Source organism: Janthinobacterium sp. CG3 (genome assembly GCF_000344615.1).
In the GTDB taxonomy this organism is placed as follows: Bacteria; Pseudomonadota; Gammaproteobacteria; order Burkholderiales; family Burkholderiaceae_D; genus Janthinobacterium.
The window spans coordinates 2,394,145-2,410,302 of record NZ_KB467824.1; the positions used below are offsets into that span (position 1 = coordinate 2,394,145).

Genomic DNA, 16,158 nt, shown 5'->3' on the forward strand with positions numbered 1-16,158 from the left:
CCTTACGCGGCCGCAGCCAGTTGCGCCGTACCGTCGTTGAGGAGCACGTGAAAATACACGCGGCACACATGCCAACCGAGGGCGACGGCGGCGTCGATATTGATGCGCGCCGCCGCCGGATGGTCGTCGTCGTGCGTGATATGCACGTGCACCTGCGACAGGCGCGGTTCGTACAGCGCGATGGCCCGCGCTACCACCAGCTCCCAGCGCGCGATGTCCGCCGCCGATTGCGGCGACAGTCCCAGCGTATCGGGCAGGCCGTAGTGCAGCGCCGTTGGCGAGTCGCTCAAGAACTGCTCAATGGTCAGGCCATTGCGCACATTGAACAAACGGACCATGTCTTGACGCAGCGAGTGCTGCAGGCCGCCTGGATCGGGCGACTCGTCATCCGTTGCCAGCAGCTTGCCGCAGAGGCGGTCGAACATTGGTATCGGTGCGCTGGCTGGCATTGCGTTCATGGGATCACCCTGACCAAGGTTGCTTGCAGTGGAAACAACGCGCATCGCAGAGCTCGCGCTTCGTGAATCGGGTAGTTCGAAGTCAATGGTAGGCGGCCGTTCGCGCGTAACACTAGTAACAAGTGCGTATCTGATCGTTGTGAGTGTGGACGCAAGGACGTGCGCGTGAAAAAGGGGCTGTCCAGAAGCGACGATGGTCAATGAAGATCGTCATCTTCATTGGCCATCAAACTTCAGTCTCACAGATCATGCTTGCGCAACCAAAACCCAGTCGGATGAATCTACAAGTGGGAGAATTAAAATAACGCTATTTCTAATTTACCCCGAATGGAAAATACAAATCCCGGCGCACAGCGGCAATCCGATCATCGTCCATTAAAATATTTATTAGCCACGCCCGCGCCAATCTGGATTCCAGCAGAGATTAACCTGGCTCGCCCGGCGCCTGACGGACGTATAGCCGGTCTCATAACAAATGCAGACGCTCCAGGAATTGAATGCACATTTCCCAGCCCAGCTAGGGAAGATCTTGCAATCCCCTGTTCCCAAGCCTGCGCCGCGTAGCTCGCCCCGTTCGAACCGTGGTGCACAACACTGTTAAAATTAAATTCCGAACGTTGGGAACTTTGCCCAATCTGACTACTTGATGACGAAGCGGCAGCGGAAGCAGAATTCGAATTGTAGGGCGCATAATTGGGCCACGAAGCGGCAGCGGAGGCACAATTCGCATTGTACGGCGCATGATTGGACGCCGATCCGGACTGCGGTGCGGGAGATACCAGCACTCTTTTATTCCGGATAAATATCCCGAACGTATTTTGGGCATCTAAATGACATATATAAACTTCGTTGCTATTCAATATCCGGATTGCGTTGGAACGATCTTCCGGTGAGAGCGCCTCGTTGCCTAGCTGCAGCCATTGTTCCAGTTCCGCAATGTCTAGCAATCGGACCCTGCTGCCATCAAGACCAGGTCGTTGCCTGCCATTAATAAATGCTTTTTCAATAAAAATCATCACTCGTCTCCCCAAGGAATAAATCACTGCTCGACAACTTCTGCCGTTCCGCCATTCCGACATCTTGGCCAAGAAATGTCCAAATGGTGAAACTGTCCCTACACTCTGCGTCTCCACGTCCGAAATAGGTGTTTCCGAAGGCGCTTTTAGCTGCGAAGAAAAATTAATCAATAATTCCTTAGCCTGAGGCTCCGGTTGCAAGCATCAACATTTGACCAATCTGCCTTCAAGGTTTCACGGTTCCAATTCCACATTGCAGCGCCTTTGGCTGAGCGTCCGTACTACTAACCTTCTAGCTAGAAAAGTCACTCTTCCCCCTATGAGGAACCATGACTTTACTTTCTAGAAAGTTAGTACTGACTCAGTCAGCTTTCATGGTCCCCAAGTTCCAATTCCACGTGCCTGTGCCTTTTTTGGTCGAATCGGCATTCTGCTGCGCGAACACCGCGCCAATTTTTGTAAAATTGAGCGAAAACGAATCGTTAGGAATGCCCCCACCGCCTCCGCAACTCATTTGCGACACCATCGCATTGTCCATCGTGTAGGTCATGAAATTCATGTACACGCCGTTCTCGACGCGGCCAATGCTCAGCTTCGCAGGACCGATCTTGCTGCCTTGCGTGCAGGCCTTGAACAATTCGGTGGTGCACAAGTCTGACGATTTTGAGAACGACATTTCCGACAACACAGGCCGACCCAACGTGCGTTCGGTATTGGCCGAATCGCTGCCCATCGGCAGGTAGGCGTTATGCGAAAACGAACTGACAATGATCTTGTCCGCATAGCCGTCGATGGTGCAATTGCCCTTGTATTTATCACCCAGATCCAAAATAAGAACGTCTGACATTTTGTGCTCCATGTAAAGTAGGCCGGTGCTGTTATGGACAGCGCCACGCTAATGAAAACAAGGTGTGCGGGCACCAAGCCCGCACACCGATTACGCGGCAACCGCCGCAGGCAACTCCGCCACCAAGCGTATCGAGGTGGTCAACTCTTCCATCTGAAAGTGCGGCTTCAGGAAAACGACAGCCGAATAGGCGCCCGGCTTGCCCGGCAGGTCAGTGACGTCAACCCGCCCCTCCGACAACGGAAAGCGCGCTTTTTCACCCTGCGAAGCATTTGCGCTCAGCAGGACGTAGTCGGCCAGCCAGTTGTTGAGATAGTTCTCCACGCTCTGGCGGCTCTGGAAACTGCCGATCTTGTCGCGCATGATCACCTTGATATAGTGAGCAAAACGCGACGCGGCCAGCACATACGGCAGCCGCGACGACAGCGCTGCGTTGGCGTTGGCCGCATCCAGGTTGTACAACTTGGGCTTATTGACCGACTGGCCGCCGAAAAACGCCGCCACATCCGAGCCCTTGGAATTGACCACGGCAATAAAGCCCAGATCGTTCAACTCCTTCTCGCGCCGGTCGGTGATGAACACCTCGGTCGGGCATTTGAGCGCGATGTCGCCCTCGTCCGTCTTGAAGGTGTGCGCCGTCATGCCGGTGATCTTGCCACCGCCTTCGACGCCGCGAATGGCCGTGGTCCAGCTATGCTTGGCGAAGGAATCGGTGATGCGCAGGCCCAGCTGATAGACGGAATTAGCCCACAGGTATTTGCTGTGGTCCTTGCCGTTGACATCTTCCTCGAACGCGAACGAGTCCACCGGGATGGTCTTGGCGCCATACGGCAAACGGGCGGCATAGCGCGGCAGCACCAACGCCACGTAGCGCGAGTCTTCCGACTCGCGAAAACCGCGCCACGAGGTCAGTTCGGCGCTCTCGAAGATCTTTGACATATCGCGCGGTACGCCCAGCTCGGTGAACGAGTTCATATCAAACAGCGAAGGGGCGGCGGCGGCGATGAACGGCGCGTGCGCGGCGGCCGCCACTTTCGACAGGCGTTCGATCAAGGCCATGTCCTGCGGATGGCGGCCGAAGTAGTAATCGCCGATGAACAGCGAATATGGGTGCCCGCCATAGGTGCCGTACTCTTCCTCGTAAATTTTCTTGAACAGCACGCTCATGTCGTGATCGACGGCGCCTTCGAGGTCTTTCAACAGCTCTTTCTTGGACACGTTCAGCAAGCGCAGCTTCAGCTTGGTGCTCGTTTCGGTGCCGAACACCATGTCGCGCAGGCCGCGCCACGATGCTTCCAGCGTCTGGAAACGTTCATCGTGCATGATGGCGTTGACCTGGTCGCTCAGGATCTTGTCGATCTGGGCGACGCGTTCATTGATCATCGTCACGATGCCCTTGTCCGGTGCCGCCTTCATGCCCTCGTCAAGCACCTGGGTGGCAAACTGCCCCAGCAGTTTGCGTGCATACACGTTCTGCGAAGGGTCGACCGCCATTTTGCCTTCCTGGACGATACGATCCAACAGGCTCATTTCCACTACGGCGGCATTGCCGGCGCCGCTTTCAACCGTTTGAGTGCTGGCCATAATTGAACTCTCTTCAAATGTTGGAATACATCAAGGCGCGATCAGGACGCGACCGCTTCGGCACTGTCGGCCGTCGCCTCGGCGGCTGGCGCAGCGGCATCGTCGGTGCGCAGGGTTTTCAGCTCTTCGGTGTTCTGCACGATGTTTTCGAGCAGCGAATCGAGTTCGTCATTGCCGTCGAGCTTGCCGAGCAGGTCGCGCAGTTGCTGGCGCACTTCGAGCAGCTTGGCCAGCCGCGGCACTTGATTGACGATGGCCTCGGGATGGAAGTGGTCGAACTCGGTGAAGTTCAATTCAATCTTCAGGCTGCCCTCGCCCTTGTAGGTGTCGGGCACCGACAGGTCCAGCCGCGGCGCGATCTTGGCCATGACTTCGTTAAAGTTGTCGCGGTCGATTTCCACCAGGCGGCGCGCCTTCAGTTTAGGCGGCGCCACCAACGGCTGGCCGGACAAGTCGGCCAGCAGGCCGACCACCAACGGCAGTTCCTTCTTCTCGATGGCGCCGCCGATTTCCACGTCGTAGGTAATCTGCACGCGCGGCGGACGATTGCGTCCCACCCATTTTTGCAAGCTCTCTGACATCACACCCTCACTCGTTGTTGGACTTGTGGAACAGACGATCGAGCAGGCCGACCAGAACACTTTTATGGGCCTGACAACACCGTCAACTTGTTTTTGTAAATCGGGTAGTTCGGAATTGATGGTAGGAGTTCGCCGCCGCGTAACACAAGTAACAACCTTGGTCTCGCTTCTACAACAGTGACGTCGACACGATGACGAGGCCGTGATAGGATGCAATATTGTCATTTGACTACTATCAACTTCCGATACCATGCCCCGTCGCCTTTCCCCGGTTGGCACCGCCAGCCAGGTTGGTAACGCGTTCCGTGCCAAAGCGCGGTTCCGCCTCGGCGCGTGGCTGGTCGACCCTTCATCCAATTCCATCGAAAGCGCCATCGGCACGCGCCAAATGGAGCCGCGCACAATGGATGTGCTGGTGGCACTGTGCCGCGCCAACGGCGAGACGGTCAGCACAGAGCAACTGTTGGAGCAATGCTGGGGCAGCACGATTCATGGCGACAGTCCCGTCCACAAAAACATAGCCCAGCTGCGCCGCCTATTGGGCGACGACGCGGCCGCGCCAATCTTCATCGAAACCATCCGCAAACGCGGCTACCGCACTGTTGCAGAGCTCGATTTCACCGTTGACGATATCCACCGCGTTTCACATTGGGATGGGGGCTCGCCGTTCCGTGGCTTGCTGCCGTTCGACGAGGCCCATGCACCCGTGTTCTACGGCCGCGACGAGGCAACGCGCAAACTGGCGATTGCGGCGCAGGCTCAGATCGACAGTGGCCTCGCCCTGCTGCTGCTGCTGGGTCCTAGCGGTTCAGGCAAAACCTCACTGGTGCAGGCGGGCCTGTTCCCGGCGTTCGCGCGCGCGCAGGCCAGCGCCGGCGCCGCGCTGCTGGCCACGACAACGTTCGACGTCGCCGACCAAGGCGAACAAACGCTATTTACCGCGCTGGCCGGCGCGATGCTGGACTTGCAATGGGACGAGGCATGCGCCTTTCCAGATGAAAACGCGGTTGCGCTCGGCAAACGCCTGGAACACGATTGCGCCAGCGTCGGCGAACAGCTTCACGCCACGCTGGCGCCGCAGCGCCCTGGTATGCGCTTCGGCATTTTCATCGACCGCTTTGAGGCGCTCTTCAACGCCAGCCGCGTCGGCGAGCAGGAGCGTATCGCGTTTCTGGCAACGCTGGCCCATCTGGCGCGCAGCAGCGCCTGCCTGATCGTGCTCGCCTGCCGCAACGATTTTTACCCGAGCATTGCCAAACTTCCGCTGCTCATCGAGGTGAAGGCGCATGCCGGCCACGTCGATCTTGCGCCGCCCAGTTTCAGCGATATCGCGCAGATGATCCGCAAGCCGGCGGCGGCGGCGCAGCTGAGCTTTGGCGTCGATCCCGTTACGCACGCCAACCTTGACGATATATTGTGCGAGAGCGCCACCGCCAGTCCGGACGCCCTGCCTTTGCTGCAATACTGTTTGCACGAGCTGTACCGCTTGCGCACGCCCGAGGGCGAGCTGAGCTTCGACGCCTTTTATGAGCTGGGCGATCTTGAAGGCGCTATCGGCCGGCGCGCGGAACAGCTTGTCGTCGGCCTGACGGAGGGGCAACGCGCCGAACTGCCCCACATCATGTCGCTGGTGACGGTGCTATCGATCGACAAGGAACAGATAAGCAGCCAGCGCGCGCTGTGGTCCGCGCTGCGCAACGAAGCGGCGCGCCAGACGGTGGCGGCGCTGGTCGAAGCGCGCCTGTTTGTCAGTGACCTGGCCGGCGGTACGCAGGTGTTCGGCATTGCGCATGAAGCGATCCTGCGGCGTTGGCCACGGATGAAAGAATGGATAGCGGCGCACCGCGATGCCTTGCGCGCGCGCGGCAGACTGGCCCAGCAGGCGGCACGCTGGAGCGCGGATGGACGGCGTGTCGACCTGCTCATCCCGCGCGGCAAGTTGCTAGACGAGGCCAAAGCGCTGCGCGATGCCGCCCTGTGGTCCTTGGAGCCGGCCGAATCCGAGCTGATTCGCTTGTCCAACCGCCGGGCGCGCCAGTTCGCATGGGCGCGCCTGTCCGCGCTAGCGATGATCATCGTGCTTGCCGTGCTCAATTCCGCGCTCGCCCTCAGCGCGCTGTCGGCCAGGCGCGCAGCCGAAGCACGCCGTACCGAGGTCGAAGGCCTGGCCGACTACATGCTGGGCGACTTTGCCGACAAGCTGCGCCCCCTGGGCAAGCTCGATTTACTGGAAGGCATCAGCGGCAAGGCGCTTGAATACCTGCGCGGCTCGCAAACGGACGCACTCAGCCAAACCGGGTTGACGTTGCGCGCCAAGGCATTCCAAGTGATCGGCGAAGTCAGCCGATCGCGCGGCAACGCCGTTCAGGCCATTGATGCTTTGGACAAAGCCAGCGCCATTTTGAAGCGTCAACATACCTTGAATCCCAACGACATCCATGTACTCAACAATCTCGGTGTCAATGCCTACTGGGTTGGTCAGCTGCACAAGGATCACAACAACTTGCAGGCAGCTGCGCTGGCGTGGCAGCAATATCTGCAGTTTGCCAACCAGGTGCACGCGCTTGAGCCGGACAAGGTTGATTGGTGGATTGAACAGTCTTACGCCCACAACAATCTCGGCTCGCTCGCCATCGCGCGGGGAACGCCGGAGTTTGCCGCGCCCGAGTTTGCCGCGTCCATCGCATTGAAGGAAGGCGCGCTGCGCCGCACGCCCGAATCGAAAGTACTGATCGCTGAATTGGCAGACAGTTATTCCTGGCTGGGTTTAGCCAGGCAGTCCTTGGGCGAATTGAAGTCGGCAGAAAACCTGTATCAGAAGGAAATGGAACTCGTTTTGCGGCTGCGCGCGCAATTTCCCGACGAGTCGATGTGGGTTAAGCGGCAGGTCCAGGCACTCCAGCATCGTGCCACGATGGCGCTGGCGTTGGGTCGCGACGACAGCGCCCTGGCCGACCACATCGCGGCAAAGGAGCTCTTTTTGCGCATCGCCCGGGAGGACGAGAAGAACCACGCGTGGCAAGTCGAACTGGCAAATATTGAACAGGACATATTGCGCGTGAAAGCGCGCCGGGAGCCCCCGTCCGCCATTCTGCCCCGGCTCCGGCAGGTGCATTCGACGTTGGCGGCCTCGCTGAAACTCAATCCTCAAAACGTCCTGTGGGCGAGCAGCGAGGCAGTGGCCCGCTATCAGCTTGCGAAGGCCGTGCTAGCAAGCGGTAACGCCGCGCTGGCCAGGCGAGAGAGCGAATCGGCCACTGCGCAGCTCAAGACCTTGTACGCCAATAACCCGGCAAACTTCAAGGTACGGCTTTTGCTGGTCGAATCCCTGCTGGTCTACGCAACGATACTACGCTCGGAAAAAAACCAGGGACTATCGGCGAAAATTTGCCGGCATGCCTATGCCTTGATTGATCCTGGGACCAAAGCCACCATGGACTTTCAAATCCTCGACCCGTGGGGACGTGCGACCCTTTGCCTGCAGGAAGGTCATTCCAGCAACATCCCGTGGAAGCGATTGCATCAGATTGGCTATCGCGACTCCATTTATCGTCAACTGAACTTCCCCCAATAAGAAAGACTCTATGTCACGCAACCACCCTCGCCTTATATCTCAAATAATCGTCCTTGTCTCTATCACCGGCTTGGACAGGAAAGCACAGGTCTCATACACTTATACAGACCCCGAAACGGGTTTGCTGCACGTTGAGGCAACCGGATGTTCCCTCAACGCACATGCTCCCTACCATACCGTTTATGCCCTCGACTACGCGGCTACGCGCAATGGATGGTGCTTCAAGAAAAAGATCAAGCCTAGAAACGGCTCAAATACTATTCCTCATTATCGCGCGGATAACCGTTTGTTGATGGTTACTGAATATGACGAGCTAGACACCGAATATCATTTCTATCTCCTGTTCAGAAACAAGGTCGCTGGTAAAAGCATCCATGACGATCCGCAGGAAGGCAACATTACCACGCCGAAGTAAGGACTAAGTCCAAAGCGCATCGGCTGGACGGCCTTGCGCTGAACGCTGGGAGGAGTGCATGAACTTCTGCAAGATATTGAAGATTTCCAGCGCCAACTCCTCCTGCAGCATTATGCCGAGATCGCCATAACAGTCGCATTGCTGGAGAAAAACAATGTCTTCCGTGCCCGCATCAATCAGCCGTATCGACGCGCGCGCACGGCGCTGTTCCACCCTGACACTCACTTCGATGCGGTGATGCTGCGCCAGGTCGATGTCTTGCCCATTGCCAAAGCGCTGAAATAGTAGCAGGGCGAGTTCTTCCTCAAGTCCGCAGGTGAACTCGTTTGTGCCGTTGTTCGGGGTGAGCACTCGCAATGGCACCCACTGCGTTTTGTTGCACGGAACAGGCCGTTTTCTTTCACATGGCGTCAGCTCCGGCACATACGTTCCGGGCGGAATCACAATTTGGAAGCTGCCGCAATTGCTTGCTGTTGCGTAATATTGAGCGAGACGACCGCGCAGCCGGCCCATCTGCACCCTCACGACAGGATCGGTAGTCGTATCGTAATCACGCGCATCACGCCGAAATACCTCAATCCCCACCGCGTACTCGCTAATCGATTCTTCCATGCCACTCAGTTTCCTGATCATCAGGAACGACAACATGGCGCGCATACGTGGCGCCTTAACGAATAACGGGCTGCTCAGCACGCGCTGCACAGCCTGCCACCGCTCATCGCTTTCCATTGAGGTTGCGGCAATATTCGATGCAACAGAGATAGAGGCATTCATATTCGTCCCAATCATAAAAAGTGATTCAGTCGGTGCACCGTCGAGTGCCTGAATTCACTGTATCGAGCCGAACGATTTTTTACCTTTCGATTACCTTACGATTGCAAGCTATTGATTTCACTTGGAATTTCGGAACGTTGCAAGTCGATTCGCAGCCTCGTCCGCGCGTCAGCGCAGCGCCCCAAGCCGACCCGTGCAGCCCAATCCCGGCCACGCAGAGCGTCCATATCCGCGGCCAATGGGAGGGTGAGGTGATCAGCGGCGCCGGCAACCGCTCCCCGGTCGGCACGCTGCTCGAACGCGCGACCGGCTTCGTGGTGTTCGCCAAGCCACGCTGATCAACGACGCGCTGAAATGGACTGACCGGGCGCTGGGCGACAACGGTGGTTCCCTTTTCGATATCGGCCCTCGCAGACAATCGAGCAAGATTTTGGTAGCGCTAATTGTTTACGTTTCTTAAGATGACTAACCTTCATTCTCTTCGGATACATTGGCCATGCCCCCTCTCTCCACAAACAATAGTGTTCCGGCCGAAGCATCCGGCGTCGCGCGCTGGCGCGTAGCCGTCTCCGCGTAAAGCTTGTTCATGGCACACTATCGCGGCACGCCATCGCGCAAAATCCCCGCCGCTCTGGCCCTGCTCGGCGCGGCGCTACTGCTATTCCCCTTCCTCGCGTCCCAGTTCGGCAATTCATGGGTGCGCATTATGGACATGGCGCTGATATACATCATGCTGGCGCTGGGCCTGAATATCGTCGTCGGTTTCGCCGGTCTGCTCGACCTTGGCTATGTTGCCTTCTACGCGCTTGGCGCCTACCTGACGGCCTTGCTGGCGTCGCCGCAATTCTCGCTCGTGCTGGCGTCCGTCGTCGACACCTATCCGCTGGCCGGCAATGCGCTGCTGTGGATGTGCGGACCGGACGTGGCGGCAAACGGCGTGCATTTACCGGTATGGCTGATCGTCCCGCTGAGCGCGGCGCTGGCCGGGTTTTTCGGCGCCTTGCTTGGCGCGCCGACATTGAAACTGCGCGGCGACTACCTGGCGGTCGTCACGCTCGGTTTCGGTGAAATCATCCGCCTCTTCATCATCAATCTGAATGCGCCGGTAAACATCACGGACGGCCCGAAAGGCATCAATATGATCGATCCGGTGCGCCTCTTCGACGTGTCGTTGGCGGGCAAGCCCGGTTCCGGGGCCATGCTCGATATCGGCGGATTCGCCATGCCCTCGGTGAACGCGTATTACTTCCTGTTCCTGTTCCTGTGCGCCGCGACTGTCTTCGTGTCGCTGCGTTTGCAACATTCCCGCCTCGGCCGCGCCTTCGTCGCCGTACGCGAAGATGAAACGGCCGCCCAGGCGATGGGTATCAATACCCGTAACGTCAAGCTGCTGGCCTTCGCCCTGGGCGCGTCCTTCGGCGGCGTGGCGGGTTCCATGTTCGCCGCGTTCCAGGGTTATATATCGCCCGAATCGTTTTCGCTGAACGAGTCAATCACGGTGCTGTCGATGGTGGTACTGGGCGGCATGGGACATATTCCCGGCGTCGTGCTGGGCGGCGTGATTCTGGCCGCATTGCCCGAACTGTTGCGTCATGTGGTCGAGCCGATGCAGCGCCAGTTATTCGGACAAGTCTTGATCGAGGCGGAGATATTGCGCCAGTTGTTATTGGGGCTGGCGATGGTATTGATCATGCTGACCCGGCCGGCCGGCTTGTGGCCCAGCCCCAGCCCCGAAGACGGGGGCTTGGGCGATGTCCGGGAAGCGCCGCTTGAAATGCCGGTGCGCGCGGGCTAGTATTTGCTCGTCCGGCCGCGCAATTGCGACGGTGCGATGCCGAACAGGGCGCGAAAGCTGGACGTGGCCGGCCAAAACGAAAACGACTTGAAAGCGGGCTTTTTCTTTACTGCGAATTCCTGGAGGCGAGGACTTGGCGCGGGAGGCAGTTAGGTACTGGGCCTTTGCAACGCATAAATATCCTCGCACGAGCAGCTTTCACCGCATCCGCAATTGGGGCCGCAGGTACATCGGTGGAGTCGGGAGAATGCCGGGCAGCCACACAAACAGCGCCCGGGCAGGCAAAAACGACATCGGCACTCGAAGGTGTCAGTTGTTGGTTTATATAAATTCGTGAATTTCATAGCAGCGATGTTGTTCGCATGGTGACAGTTTGATTTTTTGGCGCGCTGATGAAGCCTGCCGGAAAGGGCGCCGGTGCCGCGGATAACCGCATTGGCCGCGCACCGCCACTCCGATCGATTAAAAGGTGCGTGATGGGCACGAGCCTTACTCCCTGATTACTCGCTCACTGCTTATCCGGGTACCCGGCCTCGCTAAGGGCCACGAGGAAAGCGCTCTCGTCCAAGGCGCTATCGACGCGAACTTCACGCGCGGGCGGATCGGTTTCGACGCGGGCTTGCGGGTCGACGCTCAGCAATGCCTTGGTGACGATCTTGGCGCAGCCGCCACAGGTCATGTTTGGAAGGTAAAAACGGATCATCTTGATATCCTGGTTGGGTTAGGGTCCGACTACTATGGAGTTTGGCAGCGTGGTAAGGTCAACCACTTTCCAGCGAATTTTCTACTTTGACGTCAATAACGAACATGGCACTGTGTTCAGTGATCGTAGCGAGGCGGATGCTGCACCTGCAATGCATGTCGTACCCCGCGGAGACTGAGCGGGTGGATGATCATTCTCTGCGAATCGTCGCCTGGCTGAGCGCGATGGCGTTCGGCACGCCATGCAGATCGCCCGACATCGGCACCACGTCGGCCGCCTCGGGCCAGCGGATTATCGGGGCACGATGAGCCGGGTCACGCCGCCTTGGAAGGCGAGCGCGCTGTCGATTCGCGCCAGTCGGCCTGGCACAGGCGTAAGATGGGACGGCGGGACCTTGTTTGAACTCAAACCAATGGTTTGAACGTTCTTGGCGATTGCCTGGCTCCACAGTGGTTTTCGCCAGAAATAGCAACGGGACCTATTTTGGCAGACGGTACTCGTGCTGGCGCACAGGGCGGATCGTTCAATCTGCATAGGGGCGGCCAATTACTGGCCGGTCCCCTGCCACACCACCCGGCATGCGGGTCCGCACCGGGCGGTTCGAGTAGTTGAGGTTATGAGAGGCGAGGCATGCCAAGGCGGTCAAAGTAGGCGATCGTCAACACATTGTTCAGCGCCATCCGACTGTTTCGCCACCAGCGCCGGCTGTTCGCCGCCACCAGTCGCGCCACCTTTTCCGACGCCCCAAGGGCCAGCAGTTCCCGGTACTGTCAGCAGCGGTTGTAAACTGATACACGGCAGCGATTGAAAACTGATACACCGTTTTGAAATGATGGCGGCTTTGCGGGGCCGCCATGAAACCCAACGAGGTGTGTGTGGAAATTCAATTATTGAGCAAGCATGGGTTGCGTCTGCGGAAGATCGCGGCCGAGGTAGGCTGCGCAGTGAACACGGTGCGGCGCCATCTGGCGTTGAAGGCTGTGCCGAAATATGAGCGCAAGGTCAAGCGGGCCAGCAAGCTGGCCGCGCACGAGGCCTATCTGCGGGAGCGGCAAACGGCGGCGCGGCCGAACTGGATACCGGCCAGCGTGTTGCATCGCGAGATCGGCGACAGCGCCGCCAAGGAACGCATCGCGCCGCGCGAACTAACCTTGCATGCCGACCCGGGCAGCGGCATGCGTTCCAAGCCGGTGGCCACGCTGCTGTCGGACCTGGGCATCGCCAAGTCGCACAGCAGACCCTACGTCTCCGACGACAACCCGTACTCGGAGGCGCAGTTCAAAACCATGAAATACCAGCTAGGCTTTCCGACACGCTTTGGCTCGCTGGCCGACGCGCGCGCATTGCGTCCAGTTCTTCGCGCGGTACAACCGGGTGCAGCGCCATTCCGGCATCGGCGTGATGGCCCCTGAGACCGTTCACGCCGGCCGCGCCGCCGAAGTGCGCAAGCAACGACAATCCACTCTGGCGATCGCTTTCCAGCGCACGCCGGCCGAACCGCTTCAAACACCGCATGCCGCAGCCGCAGAAGTTGCCCACGGCTGCCTGGATCAACCCGCCACCGATGCAGAAAAAAACTGCCTGAAATCCGAGATGTAGACTCCCGCCGTTTCAACCAAGTGTTTCAAAATCATTGACACGCTCCGCACGCAGTTGGTTCAAGCGGGCACTGGGGCCTACACAGCGGAGGACATTGAACCAAGCACTGTTTCGATCGCGGCACAGAGCTGCTCACGGCGTACCGGTTTAACCAAATGCAAGTCGAAGCCGGCAGCCCGCGCCGCTTCGATGTCCTCCGGACGGCCATATCCACTTAATGCAATCAGGGCGATGGAGCGCGTCCCGGGTGCATTGCGCAGGCGCGCCGCAACTTGGAAGCCGTTGACATCGGGAAGGCCGATATCAACGATCGCAACTGCGGGAAGTTCGCGTTGCGCGACCGTGATGCCGTCGGCACCGTTGGCGGCCTCGACTACCACGCATCCCGACAGCTCAAGCATGACCTTCACCATACTACGCGCATCCTCGTTATCTTCGATTAATAGGACGCGGTGCGGTGAGACACCGCCATGCGCTAGGTTGGCCATGTCGGGCTCGGGTCTGAGCAGTTCGGTTGCGCCCGGGAGGGCAACGGTGAAGGTGCTCCCACAATTGCGCCCGGCACTGCTCGCAGACACTGTGCCGCCATGCAAGCGCACCAGCTCGCGCACCAGCGTTAGCCCGAGGCCTAGACCACCCTGAGAACGATCAAGTGACACCGTGCCCTGCACGAAGGGATCGAAGGCCTTGGCCACGAGATCCGCATCCATGCCGACACCGGTGTCAGTCACGGACAAAACGGCGTGCTGCGCATCCACGCGGATTGTGACACGGATGGTGCCGGGCTTGGGCGTGTATTTGATGGCATTACTTATGATATTGGTTACGATCTGGTCCAGGCGGGTGCGATCGGCGAAGATCCATGCGGCTTGCAGGTCCAATTCAACAGTCAGGCCGAGGGTGCGCCCCGCAATATCGAGCGCTTGCAACGATTCACGCACGACATCCGACAAATTCGTTCCAGTGTAACTTAGCTCGATCTTGCCGCTCAACATTCGGCTTACATCGAGCAAGTCGCTGACGATGCGTTCCAGATGCTTGCTCTGACGTTCAATGATCTGGTGGGCGCGCACTGAGGCGGGCGCGTCGGGGGTGGTGAGCTTGATGACTACGGTCGCTGCGCTAATTGCGCTTAGCGGATTGCGCAGTTCGTGGCCGAGCATCGCGAGGAAAGTGTCCTTGGCCTTGTTTTGATTTTCGGCTAGCTGGCGCGCGTTCTGCTCGCTGACGAGCAGGTGCTTTCTCTGTTCTTCGACGAATTTGCGCGCCTGCTGTTCCTGCAACAGAATAGTGCTCGCTTCGCTCAGGGCGTCCTGCAGCTCATCGACTTCTACAACGCCGACGCGCGCGATGACGGGCACCTCGGCGGCGCTCAATGCCTTGGCCGCCGTCTTGGCGACATCGAGCGAACGCACCAGGCGGCGGCCGAGGTAGGTCGCCGCCGCCAAGGCTAGCAGGAGCGCGACCAGCATGCCGAGCGCGGCAACTGTGGCTGCGCGGATAGCAGCTGTTTCGATTTGTTCGACAGGGGCGGCTACGGCAATGGTCCAGCCCGAAATTGGCGAGTGAGTGAAGACGTCGTAAACCTCTACGTTCTCGAGTGTGGTGTGACGGATGTAGCCGTCCCGCCGAGCGGCTGCCGCAGCGACAAGTTCGGGCCGCGCAGGCGCACCGATCCGCGCCGCCGCATTGACGTTGCGGGCAATAAAGCGTCCCTGCTTGTCGATGATGGCCACGACGCTGCCTTCCGCCATGCGCGTCGTCGCGACGATGCCGCTGAAATGCTCGGCCGCGAAAGCTTCCACCAGCACATAGCGTTTTCCGCCGTCCAGCGGTACCGGGACGTTGACAGTGGTGACGGGCTTGCGCAACAGCGGTCCAGGCAGCAGGCCGGACACCAGGGTTGTCTGCGTACGGATGACCTCTTGGGCACGCGCTTTGGCAACCGCAGGCGGCATCGGGGTGCCGTATGGAACAAGCGTGTTGATAATTTGCTGGCCATTGGCATCGAGCAAGAGCGCCCAAGCTGTCTTGCCGCGGCCCGCTGTAATGGCTTGCTGATAAAAGGCAGCCATATCACCTGTTGCGAGGTAAGGAGAAGAGGCCAGCACGTGCAACGCGGCTTCCGCGCTGGCCAACTCGCGGTCAACCGTTAGGGCCGTTGCTCGGGCAGTTTCTTCTAGCGAGCGTAGTGCGGAGACGCGCCCGAATTCATGCAGCAAACTAAGGGCAACCGCAGACGATACCATGACCGGAATTAGCACTGCCAAGGCAGTTAACATCAGATAGACCCGAATTTTCATAGGTAAAGATTTCAGCAGGTTCGGGGGCCGGAAAATGCGGGGCTGTTTTAGTCATAAGGCGTGCTCAGCAGCATGCCCATGCAAGAGTGTAGCGCAAGGCAGGATACACGCATACCGCAAATTTGGCCCTCAACTTTCGCGCGCGACTGGGCACGGCGGACAGGCGGGAACCAGCGACGAAGCAAGCGCGCAGCACGCCGTTGAACGACAAGATTGCAGTGATGAAATCGCTGACGGCTGCTCTCTCCCAAGGAAATCGAAGCAAGGCTGGAAGCAACTGGCGAAACGCAGATCTCGTTGACCGATCCGGCTGCGTTCAATGATGACGCGGGGCTCAGGCAACGACGGCTACAACGTTCAGACCGCGGTCGACACCAAGCACTAACTGATCGTCGAACACGAGATCACCAATATCGGCAGCGACCGCGATCAACTGTCGGGCATGGCGAAAAAGGCGCGCACCGCAATGGGAGCGGATGCATTGGCGGCGATCGCTGATCGCGGCGTTC

The 16,158-nt window shown here is 58.9% G+C and carries 12 protein-coding genes and 4 pseudogenes; 7 read left to right on the forward strand and 9 right to left on the reverse strand.

The window, feature by feature from the left end:
• Positions 1–2 precede the first annotated feature (2 nt).
• From tssE to tssB, 5 genes are all read right to left on the reverse strand, one after another.
• Entirely contained in the window at positions 3–458 is a 456-nt protein-coding gene (tssE, locus tag JANGC3_RS0110305) for a type VI secretion system baseplate subunit TssE (protein WP_035787595.1), read from the reverse strand.
• A gap of 365 nt (positions 459–823) precedes the next feature.
• Positions 824–1,474: a hypothetical protein gene (locus JANGC3_RS32555; RefSeq protein ID WP_157406562.1), complete on the reverse strand. Its 651-nt coding sequence runs from the start codon at positions 1,472–1,474 to the stop codon at positions 824–826.
• 361 nt (positions 1,475–1,835) lie between these two features.
• Positions 1,836–2,321: an Hcp family type VI secretion system effector gene (locus JANGC3_RS0110310; protein WP_035788540.1), complete on the reverse strand. Its 486-nt coding sequence runs from the start codon at positions 2,319–2,321 to the stop codon at positions 1,836–1,838.
• 90 nt (positions 2,322–2,411) lie between these two features.
• The gene (tssC, locus tag JANGC3_RS0110315) at positions 2,412–3,905 is read right to left on the reverse strand and encodes a type VI secretion system contractile sheath large subunit (RefSeq protein WP_017876417.1); all 1,494 of its coding nucleotides are present in this window, start codon (positions 3,903–3,905) and stop codon (positions 2,412–2,414) included.
• Positions 3,906–3,946: 41 nt separating this feature from the next.
• Entirely contained in the window at positions 3,947–4,486 is a 540-nt protein-coding gene (gene tssB, locus JANGC3_RS0110320) for a type VI secretion system contractile sheath small subunit (protein ID WP_026132814.1), read from the reverse strand.
• Positions 4,487–4,736: 250 nt separating this feature from the next.
• Here tssB and JANGC3_RS0110325 point away from each other — a divergent pair, with 250 nt between their 5' ends.
• A complete protein-coding gene (locus tag JANGC3_RS0110325) occupies positions 4,737–8,060 on the forward strand; it encodes an nSTAND1 domain-containing NTPase (protein WP_026132815.1) in 3,324 nt (1,107 codons plus the stop codon).
• A gap of 10 nt (positions 8,061–8,070) precedes the next feature.
• On the forward strand, positions 8,071–8,475 hold the full coding sequence (locus JANGC3_RS32560) for a hypothetical protein (protein WP_157406563.1): 405 nt from the start codon (positions 8,071–8,073) through the stop codon (positions 8,473–8,475).
• A gap of 3 nt (positions 8,476–8,478) precedes the next feature.
• On the opposite strand, the gene JANGC3_RS0110335 is transcribed toward JANGC3_RS32560, so the two are convergent.
• Positions 8,479–9,249: a hypothetical protein gene (locus JANGC3_RS0110335; RefSeq protein WP_157406564.1), complete on the reverse strand. Its 771-nt coding sequence runs from the start codon at positions 9,247–9,249 to the stop codon at positions 8,479–8,481.
• A gap of 215 nt (positions 9,250–9,464) precedes the next feature.
• Here JANGC3_RS0110335 and JANGC3_RS33650 point away from each other — a divergent pair.
• Both JANGC3_RS33650 and JANGC3_RS29010 read left to right on the forward strand, forming a co-directional pair.
• Positions 9,465–9,578 (forward strand): annotated as a pseudogene (locus tag JANGC3_RS33650) (IS30 family transposase); the annotation flags it as partial.
• A gap of 257 nt (positions 9,579–9,835) precedes the next feature.
• The gene (locus JANGC3_RS29010) at positions 9,836–11,044 is read left to right on the forward strand and encodes a branched-chain amino acid ABC transporter permease (RefSeq protein ID WP_035787598.1); all 1,209 of its coding nucleotides are present in this window, start codon (positions 9,836–9,838) and stop codon (positions 11,042–11,044) included.
• A 508-nt stretch (positions 11,045–11,552) separates the two neighbouring features.
• Here the strand turns inward: JANGC3_RS29010 and JANGC3_RS0110350 are convergent.
• Together JANGC3_RS0110350 and JANGC3_RS33655 are read right to left on the reverse strand one after the other, a co-directional pair.
• Positions 11,553–11,747 (reverse strand): heavy-metal-associated domain-containing protein, encoded by a 195-nt coding sequence (locus JANGC3_RS0110350; protein ID WP_026132816.1) that lies wholly within the window; start codon positions 11,745–11,747, stop codon positions 11,553–11,555.
• Positions 11,748–12,361: 614 nt separating this feature from the next.
• Positions 12,362–12,514 (reverse strand): annotated as a pseudogene (locus tag JANGC3_RS33655) (reverse transcriptase domain-containing protein); the annotation flags it as partial.
• Between the two features lie 87 nt (positions 12,515–12,601).
• On the opposite strand from JANGC3_RS33655, the pseudogene JANGC3_RS33240 reads away from it, so the two are divergent.
• Positions 12,602–12,853: pseudogene (locus tag JANGC3_RS33240) on the forward strand (IS21 family transposase); the annotation flags it as partial.
• A 295-nt stretch (positions 12,854–13,148) separates the two neighbouring features.
• Positions 13,149–13,346, forward strand: a complete 198-nt coding sequence (locus tag JANGC3_RS34320; RefSeq protein WP_157406566.1) for a hypothetical protein — start codon at positions 13,149–13,151, stop codon at positions 13,344–13,346.
• Positions 13,347–13,423: 77 nt separating this feature from the next.
• Here JANGC3_RS34320 and JANGC3_RS0110365 read toward each other — a convergent pair whose 3' ends face one another.
• Positions 13,424–15,649: a hybrid sensor histidine kinase/response regulator gene (locus JANGC3_RS0110365; RefSeq protein ID WP_017876426.1), complete on the reverse strand. Its 2,226-nt coding sequence runs from the start codon at positions 15,647–15,649 to the stop codon at positions 13,424–13,426.
• Between the two features lie 146 nt (positions 15,650–15,795).
• On the opposite strand from JANGC3_RS0110365, the pseudogene JANGC3_RS33665 reads away from it, so the two are divergent.
• Positions 15,796–16,154 (forward strand): annotated as a pseudogene (locus JANGC3_RS33665) (IS5/IS1182 family transposase); the annotation flags it as partial.
• Between the last annotated feature and the right edge of the window lie 4 nt (positions 16,155–16,158).